General features: G+C 70.1%; 19 protein-coding genes. 12 read left to right on the plus strand and 7 right to left on the minus strand.

The features are described 5' to 3' along the window. Complete coding sequence (locus tag GTY67_RS30740; RefSeq protein ID WP_161281197.1) at positions 1-429, minus strand: cupin domain-containing protein; 429 nt, start codon at positions 427-429, stop codon at positions 1-3. A 52-nt stretch (positions 430-481) separates the two neighbouring features. Between GTY67_RS30740 and GTY67_RS30745 the strand changes: the two genes are divergently transcribed. Both GTY67_RS30745 and GTY67_RS30750 read left to right on the plus strand, forming a co-directional pair. Beyond that, entirely contained in the window at positions 482-1447 is a 966-nt protein-coding gene (locus GTY67_RS30745) for a helix-turn-helix domain-containing protein (protein ID WP_161281198.1), read from the plus strand. Between the two features lie 74 nt (positions 1448-1521). Further along, positions 1522-1965 carry a YchJ family metal-binding protein gene (locus tag GTY67_RS30750; protein ID WP_093689794.1) on the plus strand — a complete coding sequence of 148 codons (444 nt, stop codon included), beginning with the start codon at positions 1522-1524 and terminating at the stop codon, positions 1963-1965. Positions 1966-2091: 126 nt separating this feature from the next. Here GTY67_RS30750 and GTY67_RS30755 read toward each other — a convergent pair whose 3' ends face one another. Then, positions 2092-4185 carry an MDR family MFS transporter gene (locus tag GTY67_RS30755; RefSeq protein ID WP_093689792.1) on the minus strand — a complete coding sequence of 698 codons (2094 nt, stop codon included), beginning with the start codon at positions 4183-4185 and terminating at the stop codon, positions 2092-2094. Positions 4186-4242: 57 nt separating this feature from the next. Then, a complete protein-coding gene (locus GTY67_RS30760) occupies positions 4243-5091 on the minus strand; it encodes a hypothetical protein (RefSeq protein ID WP_161281199.1) in 849 nt (282 codons plus the stop codon). A 261-nt stretch (positions 5092-5352) separates the two neighbouring features. On the opposite strand from GTY67_RS30760, the gene GTY67_RS30765 reads away from it, so the two are divergent. Continuing rightward, positions 5353-5658 (plus strand): hypothetical protein, encoded by a 306-nt coding sequence (locus GTY67_RS30765; RefSeq protein WP_237502959.1) that lies wholly within the window; start codon positions 5353-5355, stop codon positions 5656-5658. Here GTY67_RS30765 and GTY67_RS30770 read toward each other — a convergent pair. The 4 genes from GTY67_RS30770 to GTY67_RS30785 all read right to left on the minus strand — a co-directional run bounded on the left by GTY67_RS30770 (position 5580) and on the right by GTY67_RS30785 (position 9075). Next, positions 5580-6794, minus strand: coding sequence for an acyl-CoA dehydrogenase family protein (locus GTY67_RS30770; RefSeq protein ID WP_161281200.1), 1215 nt, complete (start codon positions 6792-6794; stop codon positions 5580-5582). The two genes, GTY67_RS30765 and GTY67_RS30770, sit on opposite strands and share 79 nt — an antisense overlap. Positions 6795-6798: 4 nt before the next feature. After that, positions 6799-7263: an SCP2 sterol-binding domain-containing protein gene (locus GTY67_RS30775; RefSeq protein WP_093689822.1), complete on the minus strand. Its 465-nt coding sequence runs from the start codon at positions 7261-7263 to the stop codon at positions 6799-6801. A 132-nt stretch (positions 7264-7395) separates the two neighbouring features. After that, complete coding sequence (locus GTY67_RS30780; protein ID WP_093689786.1) at positions 7396-7659, minus strand: hypothetical protein; 264 nt, start codon at positions 7657-7659, stop codon at positions 7396-7398. A 201-nt stretch (positions 7660-7860) separates the two neighbouring features. After that, on the minus strand, positions 7861-9075 hold the full coding sequence (locus GTY67_RS30785) for a helix-turn-helix domain-containing protein (RefSeq protein ID WP_093689784.1): 1215 nt from the start codon (positions 9073-9075) through the stop codon (positions 7861-7863). Positions 9076-9789: 714 nt separating this feature from the next. On the opposite strand from GTY67_RS30785, the gene GTY67_RS30790 reads away from it, so the two are divergent. From GTY67_RS30790 to GTY67_RS30830, 9 genes are all read left to right on the plus strand, one after another. Continuing rightward, entirely contained in the window at positions 9790-10722 is a 933-nt protein-coding gene (locus GTY67_RS30790; protein ID WP_093689782.1) for a hypothetical protein, read from the plus strand. Between the two features lie 202 nt (positions 10723-10924). Then, entirely contained in the window at positions 10925-11581 is a 657-nt protein-coding gene (locus GTY67_RS30795) for a hypothetical protein (protein WP_093689780.1), read from the plus strand. 313 nt (positions 11582-11894) lie between these two features. Beyond that, a complete protein-coding gene (locus tag GTY67_RS30800; protein WP_161281201.1) occupies positions 11895-13406 on the plus strand; it encodes a DUF6801 domain-containing protein in 1512 nt (503 codons plus the stop codon). A 111-nt stretch (positions 13407-13517) separates the two neighbouring features. After that, the gene (locus GTY67_RS30805) at positions 13518-14513 is read left to right on the plus strand and encodes an ATP-binding cassette domain-containing protein (RefSeq protein ID WP_093689776.1); all 996 of its coding nucleotides are present in this window, start codon (positions 13518-13520) and stop codon (positions 14511-14513) included. Further along, the gene (locus tag GTY67_RS30810) at positions 14510-15364 is read left to right on the plus strand and encodes an ABC transporter permease (protein ID WP_093689774.1); all 855 of its coding nucleotides are present in this window, start codon (positions 14510-14512) and stop codon (positions 15362-15364) included. Before GTY67_RS30805 ends, GTY67_RS30810 begins: the two co-directional genes overlap by 4 nt. A gap of 5 nt (positions 15365-15369) precedes the next feature. Then, a complete protein-coding gene (locus GTY67_RS30815; RefSeq protein ID WP_093689772.1) occupies positions 15370-16173 on the plus strand; it encodes an ABC transporter permease in 804 nt (267 codons plus the stop codon). Next, positions 16173-17456 carry an MCE family protein gene (locus GTY67_RS30820; protein ID WP_161281202.1) on the plus strand — a complete coding sequence of 428 codons (1284 nt, stop codon included), beginning with the start codon at positions 16173-16175 and terminating at the stop codon, positions 17454-17456. The genes GTY67_RS30815 and GTY67_RS30820 overlap by 1 nt, the downstream gene beginning before the upstream one ends. Continuing rightward, on the plus strand, positions 17453-18484 hold the full coding sequence (locus GTY67_RS30825; RefSeq protein WP_161281203.1) for an MCE family protein: 1032 nt from the start codon (positions 17453-17455) through the stop codon (positions 18482-18484). Before GTY67_RS30820 ends, GTY67_RS30825 begins: the two co-directional genes overlap by 4 nt. Further along, positions 18481-19497, plus strand: coding sequence for an MCE family protein (locus GTY67_RS30830; protein ID WP_161281204.1), 1017 nt, complete (start codon positions 18481-18483; stop codon positions 19495-19497). Before GTY67_RS30825 ends, GTY67_RS30830 begins: the two co-directional genes overlap by 4 nt.

Here is a 19497-nt window from a genome sequence, read left to right on the forward strand (position 1 = left end):
CTACCGGGTGAGCGCGTGGCCCGTCGTCGCGTCCACATGGTCCGGTACGGGGTCGTGGGCGTCGCCCACCGTCGACGTACCGGAAGGTTCGAAGAGCAGCAGCGAGGCACCGTCCGCCGAGTGCGGGCGGTGCCAGACGCCGCGCTCCACGACGAAGACCGCGCCGCGCGGGAGCGTCACGGTCCGCTCGTGCGACCCGTCGCCTTCCCGGAGGTCGATGTCCAGCACCCCCTCCACCACCAGGAAGAACTCGTCCGTGTCCTCGTGCACATGCCAGACGTGCTCGCCGAGGGCCTTGGCGACGCGTACGTCGTAGTCGTTGACGCGGGTCACGATGCGCGGGCTCCAGAGCGCGTCGAAGGAGCGCAGGGCGTCGGCGAGCGGAAGGGGTTCGGTGGTGGCGGGTCGCGCCAGGTCGTCCGTGGTCATGCACCCATGGTCGGCAGTGGACCACCGCGCCCGTGAGTGCTACGAATCGCATATGGCGAAAGAATCCTCGCACCGGGTCGTCATGATCGTCTCGGCCGGTTCCAACCCCTTCGAAATGGGCGTGGCGACCGAACTCTTCGGCCTGCGCCGCCCTGAGCTGCCCGTCGACTGGTACGACTTCACGCTCTGCTCACCCACCCCGACGGTCCGGATGCACGCGGGCTTCTTCCAGCTTTCCGATGTCTCCGGACTCGACGCCGTGGACCGCGCCGACACCGTCGTCGTGCCCAACCGGCCCGACCCGCTGGAGGACCCCGCCCCGGAGGTCCTGGCCGCGATCCGGCGGGCCGCGGAGCGCGGCGCCCGGCTGGTCAGCTTCTGCACGGGTACGTTCACGCTGGCCGCCGCGGGTGTCCTGGACGGCAGGCGCGCCACGACGCACTGGCGCTGGGCGGAGGCCTTCACCGCCCGCTTTCCGCAGGTCGACCTCCGGCCCGACGTGCTCTTCGTCGACGACGGGCAGGTGATCACCGCCGCGGGCAGTGCCGCCGCCCTGGACACCGGCCTCCACCTCATCCGCGCCGACCACGGGGCCGAGATCGCGGCGGCCGTCAGCCGGAGGCTGGTCCACCCGGCGCACCGGGACGGCGGCCAGCGCCAGTTCATCGAACACCCGCTGCCCGAGGTCGCCGACGCCTCGCTCGCCCCGCTCCTGGACTGGGCCGCCGAGCACCTGACCGAGGACCTGGACGTCTCCGCGCTCGCCGCTCGCGCGGCCGTCAGCCCCGCCACCCTCCACCGCCGCTTCCGGGCCCAGCTCGCCACCACCCCGCTGGCCTGGCTGACCGAGCAGCGCACCACCCTGGCCTGCCGCCTGATGGAGCGCGGCGAGGACCGCCTCGACGTGATCGCCCGGACCAGCGGCCTCGGTACGGCGACCAACCTGCGTACGCAACTGCGCCGCCGTACGGGGCTGACGCCCACGGAGTACCGCCGCCGGTTCGCGGCGGGGCGCTGAGCAGGGACGCCCGGCCCTGGCGACGGGACGTACACGGGACACCGGGCGCGCGTGCCCCGGGTGACAATGGACCCATGTCACGACGCACCTCCCGACCCCGGCAGCCCGCCGCCCCGCAGGCCCCGCGCATCACCCCCGCCTCGCCCTGCCCCTGCGGCCTGACCGCGACGTACGGGGAGTGCTGCGGCCGCTTCCACTCCGGCAGTGCGGCCGCCCCGACCTGCGAGGCCCTGATGCGCTCCCGGTACGCGGCCTTCGCCGTCCAGGACGCGCCGTACCTGCTGCGTACCTGGCACCCCGCGACCCGGCCGCCGGGCGTCGACTTCGACCCCGCGATGCGCTGGACGGGGCTGGAGATCCTGGACACCACCGAGGGCAGCGCGTTCCACTCCACGGGGACCGTCACCTTCCGCGCCCACTACACCGACGACGGGCGCCCCGACTCCCTCCACGAGCAGAGCCGCTTCGCCCGCCACGAGGGCGCCTGGGTCTACGCGGCAGCGGTCTTCGTCGACTGAGCCCGACCGAGGCCGGCTGCCTGCACCGGGGCCGGCGCCACGACAACGCGCTCCTCGGCCCGCTCCGCACGGAGTGGGAGGCGCAGACCCGCCCCCGCTCCTGGGACCACGTCCGACCCCGGCGGTTCAGGCCGGCGCCCCCACCCGCGTGGAGCCGCCCGGGTGTGGTGCCGGGGACAGCTCCTGGGCCAGGTCCTCCGCCAGCAGCCGTTTCGCGATCATGTCCACGGCGGTGCGGAGCTGGGCGTCGTCGGGCCGGGCCCCGTCCTCGGCGAGGCGTTCGTTGAGCCAGCGGCCCCAGGCGTCGGAGATCACGTTCGCCTCGCGCCGGCCCGCGGCCGTGTGGGAGAAGATCCGGCCGTCCCCGGTGAGATAGCCCTCCTCGATCATCCGGTCGAAGACGGGGACCAGCACCTCCGGGGGCAGCCGGTGCCGGGCCGCGATCAGCCGCAGCCCCGCATGGCCGACCAGCCGGGTGAAGAGGTCCACCTGCATCACCGCCCAGGCCCCCGCCATGTCCAGCCGGGTGTCGGACCCGGCGGTGATCCGCCGGGCCGTATCGGGACCCGCGCCGTGCAGGATCGAGGCCACCGCGATCTCCAGGAGCTTCTCGGAGTCGCCGCTGCCCGGCTGGGCGAAGCCGTCACCCATGTCCGTCGAGGCGAGCCGGGCCGAGTCCCGCAGCTTCACCTCCTTGAGGAACAGCGCGACGACGAAGCCGATCAGCGCCACCGGAACGGTCCAGAGGAACACGGTGTGCAGCGTCTGCGCGTACGCCTGTGCCAGCGGCTCCACCTGGGCGGCGGGCAGCGCGTGCAGGGCCTGCGGGCTCTCCGAGGCCCGGGCCAGCACCGCCGGATCGCCGCCCGCCGCCACCGCCTGGGCGACCCCGTCGGTGAGATTGGGCTTGAGCGCGTTGGCGTAGATCGTCCCGAACACGGCCGTGCCGAAGGCGCTGCCGAGCGTACGGAAGAACGTCACGCCCGAGGTCGCCGTACCCAGGTCCGCGTAGTCGACGGTGTTCTGCACGGCGATCGTCAGCACCTGCATGGCGAGCCCGATCCCGAGTCCCAGCACCACCATGTAGAGGGACTCCACCCACACCCCGCTGTCGGGCCCCATCCGGGAGAGGAGGAACAGCCCGGCCGCCATGATCAGCGTCCCGAAGACGGGGAAGAGGCGGTAGCGGCCGGTCTTGCTCACCACCGTGCCGCTGAAGATGGAGGCGACCAGCAGGGCGGCGACCAGGGGCAGGGTCCGCACGCCCGAGAGGGTCGCCGAGTCCCCGTCGACGTACTGGAGGTAGGTCGGCAGGAAGATCATCGACCCGAGCATCGCGAAGCCCACGATGAAGCTGAGGATGGAGCAGACGGTGAACACCGGGTTCCGGAACAGCCGCATCGGCAGCATCGGTTCCTTCGCCCGCGTCTCCACCAGGCAGAACAGCGTCAGGGCGATGATCCCGGCGACGAACAGCCCGATGATCATGGGGGAGCCCCAGGCGTACTCGTTCCCGCCCCAGCTCGTCGCGAGGATCAGCGCGCTCGCCCCGACGGCGACCAGCGCGATGCCGGAGTAGTCGATGACCGGCCGTCCGGCGGCCTTCACCGACGGGATGTTCCGGGCGGCGGCGATCACCACCACGATCGCGATCGGCACATTGACGTAGAACGCCCAGCGCCAGGTCAGATGGTCGGTGAAGAGTCCGCCGAGCAGCGGCCCGATCACCGTCGAGATGCCGAAGACCGCTCCGATCGCGCCCTGGTACTTGCCGCGCTCGCGCAGCGGGATCACATCCGCGATCAGCGCCATCGACGTGACCATGAGGCCGCCGGCGCCGATGCCCTGCATACCGCGCCAGATGATCAGCAGCAGCATGTCCGAGGCGAGGCCGCAGAGGAACGAGCCGGTGATGAAGACGATCGCCGAAACCTGGAAGACCAGCTTCCGCCCGAACAGGTCACCGAACTTGCCGACCAGCACGGTGGCGACCGTCTCGGCGAGCAGATACGCGGTGACCACCCACGACATGTGCTCGGCGCCGCCCAGGTCCGAGACGATCGTCGGCAGGGCCGTGCCCACGATGGTCTGGTCCAGCGCCGCCAGCAGCATGCCGAGCACGATCGTGGCGAAGACGATGTTGCGCCGCCGCCGGTCGAGGACGGGCGGCGGCGCGGCGGCACTCTGCGCGGCGGGGGCTTGCTCGCTGGCAGTGGTCACTTCTGCACCCTCACACCGGCCCCCGCCGCCCGCATGCGGGGACAGTCCGGACGGGGGTCAGCTTGCCAGCGCGGCCAGCGACCTCTTCAGCCGCGCGACGAACGCATCCCGGACGTCCTCGTCCACCCGGTCCAGCGAGAGATACGGATTGAGGTCCTCCAGCTCCACGAGCAGCAGATCGCCCTCGGCCGTACGGCAGGCGTCGACCCGCTGGATGCCGTGGTCGAGGGAGTTCCACGCGATGAAGCGCCGGGCGAACGCCAGATCCTCCGCACTCACGGCGTACGGCTCCAGCACCCACCGCCGCTCCGGGTCCGGCGCGTACAGCGCGTACTGGAAGTCGTGGTCGACGAAGTAGAAGGACACCTCGTAGCGGAAGTCGACCCGGGGCTGCACGAGCAGCACCCCCTCACCCTCCTTCTCCAGCTCACCCGCGACCTCCGCCGGGCCGACGAACCGCAGCCCCACCGAATCCGCCCCCAGCTTCGGCTTGACCACATAGGCCCCGGCCCCGGGCAGCAGCCCCAGATCCGCCGCCCGGTCCACCGTAGGGATCACCGGAAACCCGCCCCGGCTCAGCTCCACCAGATACCCCTTGCCCGCCATGTCCCCGCGCCCGTCCAACGGGTTGTACACCGGCACCCCCAGCTCCACCGCCCGCCCCCGGAACGCGTCGTACGCCTCCCGGTAGTGCAGGACGGGCCCGCTGTTACGTACGAGGGCGAGCTCGAACCGCCCCAGCAGCGCGGCCGCGTCCCGGGGATGGCAGAGGGCGACGTCGAACGCCTCGCGCAGCCGGGCGGCCAGAAAGATGTCCTCGTCGCAGTACCGCCGCCCCCGCGCCTGGTAGGCGAGGTCGGTGACGAGCAGGAGGGCGGGACGGCGGGGGCCGGCGGGGGCGGTCATGGCTTCTCCGGGGTGAGCACTGGGGCGGACGCTCACTATCCCTGACGGTCCGGGCGGGGACCCGGGTGGGGTCGTACGGCCTTGCACCTGCTGGGTGACGGCCTGGGGGGAACGCTGTTGTCGGCGGCGGGGGAGAGGTCCCGCCGGTGGTTCCGGAACCTCGCGGTCGCCGGTGTGACGTTTCCGGGTAGCGGAACCTCGGGCGCCCGGCTTGCCGGAAACAGGGTTGAGCGAGCCGAGCCGGATCGACATACTCCCCGGATGACCGGCGTCGGGGACAAGACCACTGGTCAGGGTTGGGAGGGATGCTGGTACCGCGTTCGCGCCGATCGGTTCGAGGCGTCATTCCTGCCCGGCGCCGACGAGGATCTGGATGCCGTCTGCGACGTCGACGTGGAGGTGCGGCTGGCAGCTGACGGCTCCCGCTGGAGCGCGACCGTGTTCACGCTCGCCGAGGTCGGGCGCCGCTCCGGTCAGGCGTCACGTCGTCAGCGGATCTGCCGGCCCGAGATCGCCCGGGCGATGACCAGCCGCTGGATCTCGCTGGTCCCTTCGAAGATGGTGTAGATCTTGGCGTCGCGGTACATCCGCTCCACCGGGTGTTCCCGGCTGTAGCCCGCGCCGCCGAGGATCTGGACCGCCTTCTCCGTTGCCGCGACCGCCAGTTCGCCCGCCCGGAGCTTGGACATGGAGCCCTGGCCCGCGTCGAAGGTGCGGTCGTTGCGGGCCATCCAGGCGGCCTGCCAGATCAGCAGGCGTACGGCTTCGATCTCGGTACGGAGGTCGGCCAGGGCGAAGGCGATGGACTGGTTCTCGATGATCGGCCTGCCGAAGGCCTCGCGCTCACCGGCGTACTCCAGGGCGTATTCGTATGCGGCGCGCGCGATGCCCAGTGCCTGGGCGGCGACGGTCGGGCGGCTCACCTCGAAGGTGGCCATCGCCGCCTGGCCCTTGGCGGTGGAGCCTTCGCGGGCGCGGGCGAGCCGGGTGTCCAGCTTCTCCTTTCCGCCGAGCAGGCAGTGGCCGGGGACGCGTACGTCGTCGAGGAAGAGGTCCGCCGTGTGCGAGGCGCGCAGGCCCAGCTTCTTGACCGTGCGGCCGGCCGTCAGGCCCTTCGTGCCGGGCGGGACGACGAACGCCGCCTGGCCGCGGGAGCCCAGTGCGGGGTCCACCGAGGCGACGACGACGTGGATCTCGGCGATGCCGCCGTTGGTGATCCACGCCTTCTGGCCGGAGATGACCCACTCGTCGGACGCTTCGTCGTAGCGGGCCCTGGTCGTCATCGCCGAGACGTCCGACCCGGCCTGCGGTTCCGAGACGCAGAAGGCGGCGACCTTCGGGTCGTCCTCGTCGCCGTAGCACTGCGGCACCCACTCGGCTAGCTGGTCGGGGGTGCCGGAGGCGAAGATTCCGGCCACCGCCAGCGAGGTGCCGAACAGGGCCATGCCGATGCCCGCGTCACCCCAGAACAGCTCCTCGTTGGCGATCTGGAGGGAGAGTCCTGTGGGGTCGCCGTAGAGATCGGCGAGCGATTCGAATCCGTACAGACCGATCCGGGCGGCCTCCTGGATGACGGGCCAGGGGGTCTCCTCCCGGGCGTCCCATTCGGCGGCCGCCGGGCGGACCACCTGGGCGGCGAAGCCGTGCACCCAGTTACGGAGGTCCTGCTGTTCCTCCGTCAGCGCCAGCGAGAAGAAGCTCATGGGCTCAGGCCTTCGGGATGTCGAAGTAGCGGGTCAGCCCCGAGGCCAGGCCGACGTCACCGGCCACCTTCAGCTTGCGCGTCATGAACATCGTGACGGGGTTGCCGTTGCCCGAGACGAGCTTCAGGAACTCCGCGTCGCCCATGACGAGGGTGGTGCGCGGCTCGCCCTCCGAGCGGCCCCGGGTGACCTCGCAGGTGCCGTCGGCTATCGCGGTCTCGTAGACCTCCTCGCTCTCGCCGGTGATCTTCCAGCGGATGAGGGCGGTGAGAGCGCCGGCCGCCTCGGGCCGGAACTGCTGCCGCATCCGGCCGAAGACCTCGCCCAGCACCCGGGTCCGCAGGTCGCCGTGCATGACCTCGCCGAGCTGCCGGGCGGACAGGCCCTTGACGATCCGGGCGAACTCCTCGGGCGAGACGGCCGCGAAGTCGAGTGCGGAGAGATCGTTGGCGAGGTTCTCGCCGCTCACGCCGGCTGCCTTGCCCCTGGCGTCCGAGTTGTTTCCGTTCACGCCACTTCCTTACTCCAGAGTCAACTTACTTCGGAGTAAGGTAAGGGGAGCGGTGGCTCGCCGCAAGCGGTGCGGTGCGCCGGTGTCTCGTTACGAGAACGAGCCCGGCCCCACCGTCAGCCGGGGGTGGTGGGCGGCCAGGACCTTGTTGGCGCGGGCCAGTTCGGCGAGGGCCTGTTCGCGGTCGGCCTGGTCCTCGATGCCCAGGTGGGGGCCCCGGAACCGGCGGACCTCACGGGCCGCGCAGTCGGCCTCGAACTCCGCCTCCAGGATGTGCGGCGGGATGCACGAGCCGATCAGCGCGGCGACCCGGTCCGGGATCGGCACGGGGACGAGGAGGTGCGAGGCGGTCATGGGGTGTTCCCTCTCGGATGGTTGGCCAGGAGGCGGTACGCGAGTGCTGCCGCCGGATGAGCGGCAGGCTCCTCCTTGTCTACGGGACGCGGTTCCGCGTTTCTCGTCGGATACGTCTCCGTGTCGCAACCGTTTGGGACTGACCGTCTATTTCGCCTTACGCGCGGGTAAGTTGACCTTTCGCGCCGGACATGATCCGGATCAGGGGGATGTGCCGGCCGAGCGGGTGCGCAGCCGTAACGCGCGCAGCACGGCCTCCGTCGCGAAACGGCTTTCCGGGTCGACGAGTTGATCACCGAAGATGGTCTCCAGGCTGCGCATGCGGTAGCGCACGGTCTGCGGGTGTACATCGAGGAGTTCGCCCATCTGGGCCGCCGTGCCCCGGGTGTCCAGCCAGATCCGGAGCGTCTCGATCAGCCGTTCACGGCGGGTGGCGCTGATCCCCGCCACTGCGGCCAGCTCCCGGTGGGCGAGCTGGTCCAGCAGGGCGGGGTCGGAGAGCAGCCACAGGGTGATGAGGTGGTCCTCGCAGCGGATCAGCGGGGCGTCGTCGATCACGCCGGAGTCGACGAGCTCCAGCACCCGGCGGGCCCAGCGGATCGAGTCGCAGGCCAGGGCGGTCGGCACGGTCAGCCCGATCGCCGCGTGGCCGGCCGGTAACGCCTGTTCCAGCATGGATCTTCGCGCGTCGGTCAGGGGCCCGGGGACGAGCAGGTGCGGCTGCGGGTCGCTGAGGTCGAGGAGGAGGTCCCGGTCGGCGCTGAGCCGGTCCAGCGCGGCCGGGGCGCGCACCGCGACCAGGGTCACCTCGTCGGGCAGGGCCCAGCCGGTCTGCTCGCACAGGTCGGCGATGGCGCTGCGCGGCGCGGGGCGCCCGGCGAGGATCAGATGGAGCAGGCGGCGGCGCAAGGCCTCGCTCTGCTCCCCGGACTGCGACTGGACCTCCAGGAAGCCCTCGCGGGAGAGCGATTCCAGCTCGTCGACGTAGGCGAAGAGCGCGTCGGCGAAGCTGAGCATCAGGGTGGGGGAGAGGTGGTAGCTCTGCCCCACCTTCTTGGCCCGTCGCAGCGCCACCCGCGCCCCGAGCCGGTAGGCGCCCTGGAGGGTGTCCATCGTCCGCCCCTCGTACGCCTCGAACCGCCCGAAGCGCCGGCACATGTCGTCCCGCAGCGTGGTGGGGGACGTGGGCTCGGCCACCAGGTCGACGAACGAGGCGAGGCTCTGCTCCACGCCCACCCGGATCGCCTGGCCGTTCGGGCCCTCCAGCAGCCGGGCGTATTCCGGATAGGCGCGGGTCACCTCGACACCGATTTCCTTGATGAGGCTGGGGAGTTCGGGCCGCATGATCGCGGCGAATTCCTGGGGGAGCGGCCCCAGGGGGTCATCGGTGTCCAACGGCTGTATGAGGTGTGCCATGCCATGTCCCCTCTGCTCTCGGCGCCCGGTGGTGGGGTGAGACGGTGGGGGAAAGCGCTCCCACGAACCGACAGATGCGTACCGAGTCCGCGACGAAGATAGACCAAGGAACAGGCACTGCACACCACTTGGACAAGATCGGGGTGCAGGGGGCACGCATCATGTCCGCGCGGTGGGACTTCCGTGCAGGTCGGGCGGTACTGCGCGCTTTCGGACAATGAATTTCGGCCGCATGCTCCGGCGGTGACAACTCCCGTGAGAAGGGCCGTGGCAAGTCCCTCGGGAAGGACCGTGACATGGGCCGTGACCTGTGCTCCGACATGGGTCGTCGCCTGGGCCGCGGCGTCGGCCGAGGGGGTGTTCCGTGCGGGCGCGGGTGGCCGGGTTCCGGCGGCCTGTCTGTATTCCGGCCCCCGGATGCGCATTCATTGATAAGGGGGTGACCCCCGGTTACTCATTTACGGATCAAAAACAGGGCCGTACAAAAATTCTTGGACGGACGGATTGTGTCGCTGTGTTTCCCGCGAGTAACATCACGCTTCGTTCAATTCGGGCATGAAATCTGCCCGAAATTTGACGCTCAGATCTTCCTCCCCCGGGTCCACCCCGCGGCTCCATCACCGCCGACGAATGCGTCGTGGTGCGGGCGCGCGCCGGAGAACCGGTCAACTTCGCGCACGAGGCCGCAACCCGGCGGCCGAAAGAGGGGACGACATGAGATCCGTTTCCAACCGCACCCGCATAGGGCTGCTCGCGGCATTCACCGCCTTCAGCGCCGTGCTCTCCACCGGTTCGGCCGCGGCGGCGACCGAACTCAACGGCGACTGGGCGCCGTTCGACCGCTGCCCGGTGGACGCGCCCGCCATGCTCGCGGCGGACGGCATCACCAATATCGCCACCTGTATCTCGTCGAGTTCGGTCACCGGCTCCATCACCCTCGGCAAGAGCAAGGTCCCCACCGGCAACAGCGACCTCCAGCTCGGTGTCATCCAGCACAGCGACGGCACCACCACCCTCGTGGCACCGCCCGAGGGGGCGCTCACCGCCGACCAGGCCGAGGTCCCCGGCGGGCTGCTCGGGCTGATGTGCCCCAGCGCCATCCCCTTCGTCTCCGCGATCTGCCGCCAGCTGACGGACAACACCCTCAACCGGATCACGGCCACCATCGAACCCGCGGGCGCGCCCCGGGACTTCAACATGGTGGCGGCCTTCTCCACCGGTGAGCCCATCCTCACCATCCCGGTCCGCATCCACCTCAGGAACCCGTTCCTCGGCGACAAGTGCTACATCGGCACCACCGCCAACCCCGTGCTGCTCAAGCCGCAGAACCTCAACGCGCCGACCCTCTCGCTCCAGCGGTTCGCGGCCGACGGAACCCGCGACGACGAGGGCGAGATGGGCCGCTACACCTTCGCCGGCGCCGACCAGGGCGATGCCACGTTCGCCGTACCGGGCGCGAGCGGCTGCGGAGCCGGGCTCCTGGACTGGGCGGTGAACCTCAAGACCGGTCTGCCGTCGGCCGGCGGGAAGAACAGCGTGAAGCTCAACGACACCTCGACCTATTTCGGCAGCCCCTACGACCCGGCCGCACTGGCGCCGGACGAGGGCCGGAAGCTGTCGGAATTCTGGCACTCCGCCAAGCGGTAGCGGCCGACGCCCTCCCTTGCCCCGAGGGCGGTGCGGAACCCGAAGAAGGAGGTGGTGCGACAGCCGCCCGACCGCTCCTGACAGAAGGCGCACCGCAAGGATTTCCGCGCCTTCTCCGGTCCAGTTCGAAGCGTGCCGCCCGGAATTCCCGGGTGCACGTCCACTCGTATCCCCAACGGGACAAGAAAAGGGAGTAATTTCCATGATCAAGCGATCCGGTGTACTGACCGCGATCGGTGCCGCCGTGGCATCCGTCGCCCTGGCCGTCCCCTCGGCCGTCGCCGCGCCGACCAGCTGGACCATCACGCCGACCGGCGCCTTCACCGGCAGCGCCGGGGTGACCGTCCTGACCGACAACAACGGCAACAAGATCCAGTGTGCCTCCTCCGCGGCGTCGGGCTCGGCCCCCACGTCCCCGGTGGCCGGCTCCCCGGCGCAGCTCGCGTCCATCTCGGCGATCTCGTTCAACTCGCCCTGCACCGGGCCGTTCAGCTCCACGTGGACCGTGGCCACCACGCCCCCGTGGCAGATCTGGGGCCTGGACTACGCGGCGGGAGCGGGCACCAACTCCACCGGCCAGGTGACCGGTGAGATCAGAGCCATCAAGGCGAAGGTGACCGGGAGCAGCCTGCTGGGCCCGTGCACCTTCGACGTCACCGGCAAGGTCGCGGCCAAGTACAACAACCCGAGCACCGGCGGGAGCAACGGCACGCTGAACACGGCGGGCGGCGGTCTCACGCTGACCATCACCAACAAGGTCGGCGGCGGCTGCGGCATCGTCGGCACCACCGCCAGCTTCCAGGGCCTCTACACCATCGTGAACACGGCCTCCGGCAAGTCCCCGGTCATCAGCGGCTGATCTCCACCGCCCCCGATGCTCAGGACCTGAGCGTGGTGCCCGGCCGTGCGCCCTCGGCGGCCGGGCACCTCCGCTCCTTTTCACTCACTCGCCGACAACTCCGCAGGGGCGGAATTGTCATCGCCTGCTAAAGAACTCGCTCCCCTGAAACGGCGGAATTCCCGGCTCTTCCCAGGCGCCCGATGGTGTGCGTAGCGTACCGGGCGGTAGGAGGATCATTCCGAGCCCGCCCGAAAGGCCGTTGCCGAGAAGTGGACCCATTTCGCAGCCATCGAACCGATGGGCCCGAGCGCGCCGGAAGGACACCATCCATATGACCGTCGATGCACGCGCCGCGGTGAGGCGACCGCTCCACCTGGCCGTGGGCGGGGCACTCGTCGTCGCCACCGCGCTCATTCCGAGCGCCGAATCGGTGGCGGCCGACCAGACGTCCGAAGTCACCCTTCCCTATACGTGCCAGTTCCCCTCCGGCACGGAGAAGGCCGACGTCGCGGTCCGGGCGGTGCTGCCTGTCTCGGCCCGGACGGGGGAGGAGATCCGCCCCGGTGACGTCTCCGTCGAGGTGGCGCTGGAACGGTCGGCGCTGGCGCAGTTCACGGCAGTGGAGGCGGCCACCCTCTCGGCCGTCGCCGAGCTGACCGTACGCAACACCGTCGGCGAACACACCGCCGACGCCTCATGGCAGCAGCTCGAAGCTCCGGCGGTCACCCTGCCGCCGGGGGGCGAGGAGGGTGTGGTGCTCGCCGCCACCGGCGACGTACCCACCGTCACGTTCTCCACCCCCGGCCGCGCCATCATCGCCCCGGCCGCGCTCAGCCTCACCTTCGCCTCCTTCACCCAGGACGGCACCCCGACCTCGCCCCCGGAGCTCGCCGTCGCCTGCGAACCCGCCGACGACGAGGAGCGCCCGCTCGCCCGCATCACCGTCCGCGACAGCGCCGGTCCGACGGCCCCGTCGCCGGGCCCGGACGACCCGGCGCCCGGAAAGGACCCGGCCGAGAAGCCCGGCAAGCCGTCCCGTCCGGCCCCCGGACTCGACCCGGACGCCCACCGGAAGATCGACGACCTCACCGAGGCGCGCCTCGAAGCCCTCGACGACGAGGACCCCGGCAGCTGCCCGATCGAGATCCCGCCCGAGTGGGTGATGACCACGGCGGAGACGTACGCGGCCGGGTACGCCAACGCCGTGAAGCTGGACGGAGCGGCAGCGCTGGGTCCGGCCTTCATGAAGGTGGTCCTCAACAAGCGGTACATCAACGACTCCTGCGCCTCGACCGTCGACGTCACCTCCGAGGTGGAGTTCGCGTACGAGGGCAAGCGGCAGCTCCCGCCGACGAAGGCCACCTTCCTCAGCTACGGGTTCATGCCGACCACCGCCACGATGGTGCTGGAACAGGTGGGGCCGCCGGCCGTCGTCCAGACCCACACGGTCACCAACACCCCGACCTACCCCGAGGAATCCACGGTCACCGCCCAGCTCTCCATGCGCCTGTACGACGTGAAGGTGAACGGTGTTCCGCTGGACGTCGGCCCGAACTGCCGCACGGAACGGCCCTTCGAGCAGGTCCTGAAGGGATACGGCCAGAGCTATCCGCCGGCCGGTTATCTCGTGGCGTACGGCGGAAATCTGACCGGCTACGCGCATATCCCGCCGTTCAAGGGGTGCGGGGTCGGCGAGAATCTCGACCCGCTCTTCACCTCCGCCATCTCCAGCGTCGGCAAGAAGGCCGACAACTACACCAAGATGACGCAGGCCCCGCTCTGTGTGGCGACCAACCCGGACGGGCCGGACTGCCCGCCGAAGGTGCCGAAGCCCGAGCGGTGACCGTGTCCGGCACCGGTCGACCAGCACAGGGCGAACACCACCTCCCACCTATTTCCGACAGCCGGAGCGCCGACAGATGACTTGGGTCACCACCACTTCGAAGGAGGGCCGATGGGAATCGAAGTAGTCGTCGAGGGCCTGACCAAATCCTTCGGCAAGCAGAACATCTGGCAGGACGTCAGCCTCACGCTGCCCGCCGGTGAAGTGAGTGTCATGCTCGGCCCTTCCGGCACCGGAAAGACCGTGTTCCTGAAATCCATCATCGGACTGCTCAAGCCCGAACAGGGTCGCGTCCTCATCAACGGCGTCGACATGGTGAACAGCTCCGAGCGCGACATCATGGAGACGCGGAAGCTCTTCGGCCTCATGTTCCAGGACGGGGCCCTCTTCGGCTCCATGTCCCTCTTCGACAACATAGCCTTCCCGCTGCGCGAGCACACCCGCAAGAAGGAATCCGAGATCCGCCGCATCGTCATGGAGCGGATCGACATCGTCGGACTGCTGGGCGCCGAGGGGAAGCTCCCGGGCGAGATATCCGGCGGCATGCGCAAACGCGCCGGCCTCGCCCGGGCCCTCGTCCTGGACCCGCAGATCATCCTCTGCGACGAACCGGACTCCGGACTCGACCCGGTCCGCACCGCGTACCTCTCGCAGCTCCTCATCGACCTCAACGCGCAGATCGACGCGACGATGCTGATCGTCACCCACAACCTCGACATCGCGGCGACCGTCCCGGACAACATGGGGATGCTGTTCTGCCGCAACCTCGTCACCTTCGGGCCGCGCGAGGTGCTCCTCACCAGCGACACCCCGGTCGTCTCGCAGTTCCTCGCCGGACGCCGTGAGGGCCCCATCGGGATGTCCGAGGAGAAGGACGCCGCCACGCTCGCCGCCGAGCAGCAACGTAACGACTCCCTCGGCGGCACGGCCACGATCGCCGCTCCCCGGACCGTCGTCCCGCAGCTGGAGCCCTCGCCCGGGATGCCGGTACGCCAAGGGGCGCTGCGCCGCCGGGAGCGGGTCATGGCGATGATGGGCCAGCTGCCGGAGGCCGCCCGTACGGCCATCCTCAACAGCTACGCCCCGGCGGGGGGTGCGAGAGCGTGACCGCCCCGCTGCCGGTGCGGCCGCCCGAGCCGCCCGAGAAGCCCCCGCCGGCCCTCTCCGAGGCCCCCGAGCAGCGGCGCCCCAGCCGACTGCTCGCCCCGCTCCGGGAGACCGGCAAGCTGTTCGCGCTCGGCATCGCCGTGGGCCGGGCCATCTTCCGCAGACCCTTCCAATTACGCGAGTTCATCGAGCAGTTCTGGTTCGTCGCCAGCGTCACGATCCTGCCCGCCGCCCTCGTCTCCATCCCGTTCGGTGCGGTCATCGCCCTCCAGGTCGGCTCGCTCACCCAGCAGCTCGGCGCCCAGTCCTTCACCGGCGGTGCCAGCGTCCTCGCGGTGATCCAGCAGGCCAGCCCGATCATCGTGGCGCTGCTCATCTCCGGCGCCGCCGGTTCCGCGATCTGCGCCGACCTCGGCTCCCGCAAGATCCGCGAGGAGCTGGACGCGATGGAGGTCATGGGCGTCTCGCCCATCCAGCGCCTCGTCGTCCCGCGTGTCCTGGCCACCATGCTCGTCGCCGTCCTGCTCAACGGCCTGATCTCCGTGGTCGGCACGCTCGGCGGCTACTTCTTCAACGTGATCATGCAGGACGGCACCCCGGGCGCCTACCTCGCCAGCTTCTCCGCCCTCGCCCAACTGCCCGACCTGTACGTCAGCGAGTTCAAGGCCCTCATCTTCGGCTTCATCGCGGGCATCGTCGCCGCCCACCGGGGCCTGAACCCGCGCGGCGGCCCCAAGGGCGTCGGTGACGCGGTCAACCAGTCCGTCGTCATCACCTTCATGCTGCTGTTCTTCGTGAACATGGTCATCACGGCGATCTACCTCCAGATCGTCCCCGCGAAGGGCGGCTGAGACAGATGGCGATGCTCAGCCGGCTGGACCGGTCCGGCGACCAACTCACCTTCTACGTACGGGCCCTGGTCTGGATCCCGCGCACCCTGCGCCGCTACCTCAAGGAGGTGCAGCGGCTGCTCGCCGAGGTCGCCTTCGGCAGCGGCGGCCTCGGTGTCATCGGCGGCACCATCGGCGTGATGGTCGCGATGACCCTCTTCACCGGCACGGTCGTCGGCCTCCAGGGGTACGCGGCCCTCGACCAGATCGGCACCTCGGCGTTCACCGGGTTCATCTCCGCCTACTTCAACACCCGCGAGATCGCCCCCCTGGTCGCCGGACTCGCCCTCTCCGCCACCGTCGGCGCGGGCTTCACCGCCCAGCTCGGCGCGATGCGGATCAACGAGGAGGTCGACGCGCTCGAAGCGATGGGCGTGCGGTCGATGCCGTACCTCGTCACCACCCGGATCATCGCCGGGGTCGTCGCGATCATCCCGCTGTACGCGATCGGGCTGCTCTCCTCGTACCTCGCCTCCCGCTACATCACCATCCTCTTCAACGGGCAGTCGGCGGGCACCTACGACCACTATTTCAATCTCTTCCTCTCCCCGGACGACGTGCTGCTGTCGGTGCTCAAAGTGCTGATCTTCAGCGTGCTGGTGATCCTCGCCCACTGCTACTACGGCTTCCACGCCACCGGCGGCCCCGCCGGGGTGGGGGTTGCCGTGGGCCGGTCGGTGCGCAACGCGATCGTGCTCATCAGCGTCACCGACTTCTTCCTCTCGCTCGCCATCTGGGGCGCCACGACGACGGTGAAGGTGGCCGGCTGATGAGCCCACGTTCCACGCGGACCGTCCGCCGCCGAGTTGCCGGAGTCGCCTTCCTGCTGGTCCCCGCCGTCCTGGTGTGGGTCTCGGTCTCGGTGTACGACAAGGACTTCCAGGACGACGCCACCGTCACCGTACGGACCGGCCCGGTCGGCAACGAGATGCACGACAACGCCGATGTGAAGCTGCGCGGGGTCGTCATCGGGCAGGTCAGGTCCATCGCCACCGACGGGGAGGGCGCCCGCCTCACCCTGGCCATCGATCCGGACAAGCTGGACCGCATCCCCGCCGACGTCACCGCGCAGATGCTGCCCACCACCCTCTTCGGCCAGCGGTTCGTCGCCCTCGTCCCGCCCCGCACCCCCTCCACCCGCACCCTGAGCGCGGGCGCGGTGATCCCGCAGGACCGCTCCAGCAACGCCATCGAACTCGAAGAGGTGCTGGACAACGTCCTGCCGCTGCTCACCGCCGTAAAGCCGGAGAAGCTCTCCGCCACCCTCAGCGCCGTCTCCCAGGCGCTCGAAGGGCGCGGCGAGAAGCTCGGCGAGACGCTGACCACGCTGGACGCCCACCTGAAGAAGTTCAACCCCCAACTCCCCACGCTCAACGAGGACATCAAACAGCTCGTCAAGGTCAGCACGCTCTACGCGGACACGGCCCCGGACATCCTCGACGCCCTCACCGACGCCACCACCACGAGCGGCACCATCGCCGAACAGGAGGAGCGGCTCGCCGCGTTGTACGGCACCACCACCGCCTCCGCACGCGATGTGGCCTCCTTCCTGCGGGAGAACAAGGAGAACCTCATCCGGCTCTCCTCCTCCGGCCGCCCCACGCTCGAACTCCTCGCCAAGTACGCCGACTCGTTCCCCTGCACCCTGCGTACGGTCGCCGGTTTCGTGCCCGCCATGGACAAGGCGCTCGGCAAGGGCACGGACCAGCCGGGGCTGCACGTGAGCGTCAAGTCCGTTCCCTCCCAGGGGAAGTACGTCCCCGGCAAGGACACCCCGGTCTACAACTCCACCGGCGGTCCGCGCTGTTACTCGGTGCCGTACGTCGGCAAGGGCGGCGCCCCGACCGCCGACACCCGCCGGGCGGCCGACGTCACCGCTCCGCCCCCCGCCGCCCGGGACACCGCCCTCGGCCTGCCCAACTCACCCCAGGAGTCCCGGCTCGTCAACGAGTTGGTGGCCCCCTCACTGAAAGTCCAGCCGCAGACCCTGCCCGACTGGAGCAGCGTGCTCATCGGTCCGGCCTTCCGCGGTGCGGAGGTGAAGCTCAAGTGAAACGCCGCTCCCTCGCGGGACCGCTCACCAAGTCCCTCGTCTTCGTCCTGGTGACCGTCCTCGCCACCACCGTCCTCGGGCTCTCCATCGCCAACACGGGCGTGGGCGACACCACGACGTACAAGGCGCGCTTCACCGACGCCACCGGGCTCATCCCCGGCGACAGTGTCCGCATCGCCGGGGTGAAGGTCGGCCAGGTCGAGTCCGTACGGGTGGCCGACCGCCGGGTCGCCGAGGTCACCTTCGGCGTACGCAAGGGCCGTACGCTCCCCGCCTCGGTGACGGCCTCCATCAAGTACCTCAACATGGTCGGCCAGCGCTATGTCGCCCTGGACCGGGGCGCCGGACCGGTCGGCCGGACCTTCGCCGCCGGGGCCACCATCCCGCTCTCCCGCACCACCCCGGCCCTCGACCTCACCCAGCTCTTCAACGGTTTCCAGCCCCTCTTCGAGGGGTTGTCCCCGCCGGACGTCAACCAGCTGGCGAACTCCATCGTCCAGGTCCTCCAGGGCGAGGGCGGCACCGTCGACTCCATCCTGCGCCACGTCGGCTCGCTCACCACCACCGTCGCCGCCAAGGACAAGGTGATCGGCGAGGTGATCAGGAACCTCAACACGGTCCTCAAGACGGTCAACGACCGGGAGGCCGGGTTCGACGACCTCGTCGTCACCCTGGAGAAGCTGGTCTCCGGCTTCTCCGGCGACCGCGAACCGCTCGGCGAGGCCGTCACCGCGATGGGCGCCCTGACCACGGTCACCGCGGACCTCTTCCAGGACGGCCGGAAGCCGCTCAAGGACGACATCCGCCAACTGGGTCGGCTCAGCGACCAGTTGGACAAGGGGACACCCCAGATCGAGAACTTCCTCGACAGGACCCCGGCCAAGATGGAGGCCATCAGCCGCCTCACCTCCTACGGCTCCTGGCTCAACCTCTACCTCTGCGAGGCCAAGGTCGGCGGGGTGGCCACCGACGACGGCTCCACGCCCCCCACCGGCATCGCCATCACCCAGCCGAGGTGCCTGGCATGACCCTCACCCCCGTCCGGGAACGCAACCCGGTCGCCGTCGCCCTCGTCGGACTCCTCGTCCTCACCCTCCTCGGCCTCGCCGCCTGGCGGGCCGACTCCCTCCCCTTCATCGGCGGCGGTACGACGTACAGCGCCGACTTCACCGAATCCGCCGGGCTCTCCGACGGCGACGAGGTACGGATCGCCGGAGTGAAGGTCGGCAAGGTCACCGGGGTCTCGCTCGACGGGCCCCGCGTGAAGGTCGACTTCAAGGTCGAGGACGCCTGGATCGGCAACGCCTCCACCGTGGGCATCGCCGTCAAGACCCTCCTCGGCGAGAAGTACCTCGCCGTCGATCCGCTCGGCAACGCCCCGCAGGACCCCGGCTCCCGCATCGCCGCGAGCCGCACGACCTCCCCGTACGACGTCACCCAGGCGTTCAACGGGCTCGGCGAGACCATCGAGGAGATCGACACCGACCAGCTCGCCAAGAGCTTCGAGACGATCTCCGCCACCTTCAAGGACTCCCCGCCCCATGTCCGCAGCGCGGCGGAAGGGCTCTCCGCCCTCTCCCGTACGGTCTCCCAGCGCGACGCCCAGCTGGCCACCCTGCTCCGGAGCAGCAAACGCCTCACGAAGACCCTCGCGGGCAAGAACAGCAGCTTCGAGACCCTCCTGGAGGACGGGAACCTGCTGCTCGGCGAGATCCAGGCCCGCCGCGACGCCATCCACCTGCTGCTCACCGGCACCCGCAGCCTCGGCGTCCAGCTCACCGGACTCGTCGAGGACAACGACAAGCAGCTCGGTCCGACCCTCGCCTCCCTCGGCCGGGTCACCGCCGTCCTCGCGAAGAACCGCAAGAGCCTGGACAAGGTCCTCGCCATGACCGGCTCGTACAGCCGGCTCGTCGGCAACACCCTGGGCAACGGGCGGTGGTTCGACACATACGCCTGTGGAGTCGTCCCCCGGAACTACCTTCCCGCCGGCACACCCCCGGCGACCGGATGCATGCCACCGAAGCAAGGCGGCCGCTGA

The sequence above is a fragment of the Streptomyces sp. SID8374 genome (genome assembly GCF_009865135.1).
Classification (GTDB): Bacteria; Actinomycetota; Actinomycetes; order Streptomycetales; family Streptomycetaceae; genus Streptomyces.

Excerpts from the sequence above, each read along its gene's own strand:
- GTY67_RS30745 (WP_161281198.1), top strand. The coding sequence starts at position 482 with ATGGCGAAAGAATCCTCGCACCGGGTCGTCATGATCGTCTCGGCCGGT.
- GTY67_RS30790 (WP_093689782.1), top strand. The coding sequence starts at position 9,790 with ATGAGATCCGTTTCCAACCGCACCCGCATAGGGCTGCTCGCGGCATTC.
- GTY67_RS30780 (WP_093689786.1), bottom strand. The coding sequence starts at position 7,659 with ATGACCGCCTCGCACCTCCTCGTCCCCGTGCCGATCCCGGACCGGGTC.
- GTY67_RS30760 (WP_161281199.1), bottom strand. The coding sequence starts at position 5,091 with ATGACCGCCCCCGCCGGCCCCCGCCGTCCCGCCCTCCTGCTCGTCACC.
- GTY67_RS30740 (WP_161281197.1), bottom strand. The coding sequence starts at position 429 with ATGACCACGGACGACCTGGCGCGACCCGCCACCACCGAACCCCTTCCG.
- GTY67_RS30750 (WP_093689794.1), top strand. The coding sequence starts at position 1,522 with ATGTCACGACGCACCTCCCGACCCCGGCAGCCCGCCGCCCCGCAGGCC.
- GTY67_RS30820 (WP_161281202.1), top strand. The coding sequence starts at position 16,173 with ATGAGCCCACGTTCCACGCGGACCGTCCGCCGCCGAGTTGCCGGAGTC.
- GTY67_RS30795 (WP_093689780.1), top strand. The coding sequence starts at position 10,925 with ATGATCAAGCGATCCGGTGTACTGACCGCGATCGGTGCCGCCGTGGCA.
- GTY67_RS30800 (WP_161281201.1), top strand. The coding sequence starts at position 11,895 with ATGACCGTCGATGCACGCGCCGCGGTGAGGCGACCGCTCCACCTGGCC.
- GTY67_RS30785 (WP_093689784.1), bottom strand. The coding sequence starts at position 9,075 with ATGGCACACCTCATACAGCCGTTGGACACCGATGACCCCCTGGGGCCG.
- GTY67_RS30770 (WP_161281200.1), bottom strand. The coding sequence starts at position 6,794 with ATGAGCTTCTTCTCGCTGGCGCTGACGGAGGAACAGCAGGACCTCCGT.
- GTY67_RS30815 (WP_093689772.1), top strand. The coding sequence starts at position 15,370 with ATGGCGATGCTCAGCCGGCTGGACCGGTCCGGCGACCAACTCACCTTC.
- GTY67_RS30765 (WP_237502959.1), top strand. The coding sequence starts at position 5,353 with ATGACCGGCGTCGGGGACAAGACCACTGGTCAGGGTTGGGAGGGATGC.
- GTY67_RS30805 (WP_093689776.1), top strand. The coding sequence starts at position 13,518 with ATGGGAATCGAAGTAGTCGTCGAGGGCCTGACCAAATCCTTCGGCAAG.
- GTY67_RS30830 (WP_161281204.1), top strand. The coding sequence starts at position 18,481 with ATGACCCTCACCCCCGTCCGGGAACGCAACCCGGTCGCCGTCGCCCTC.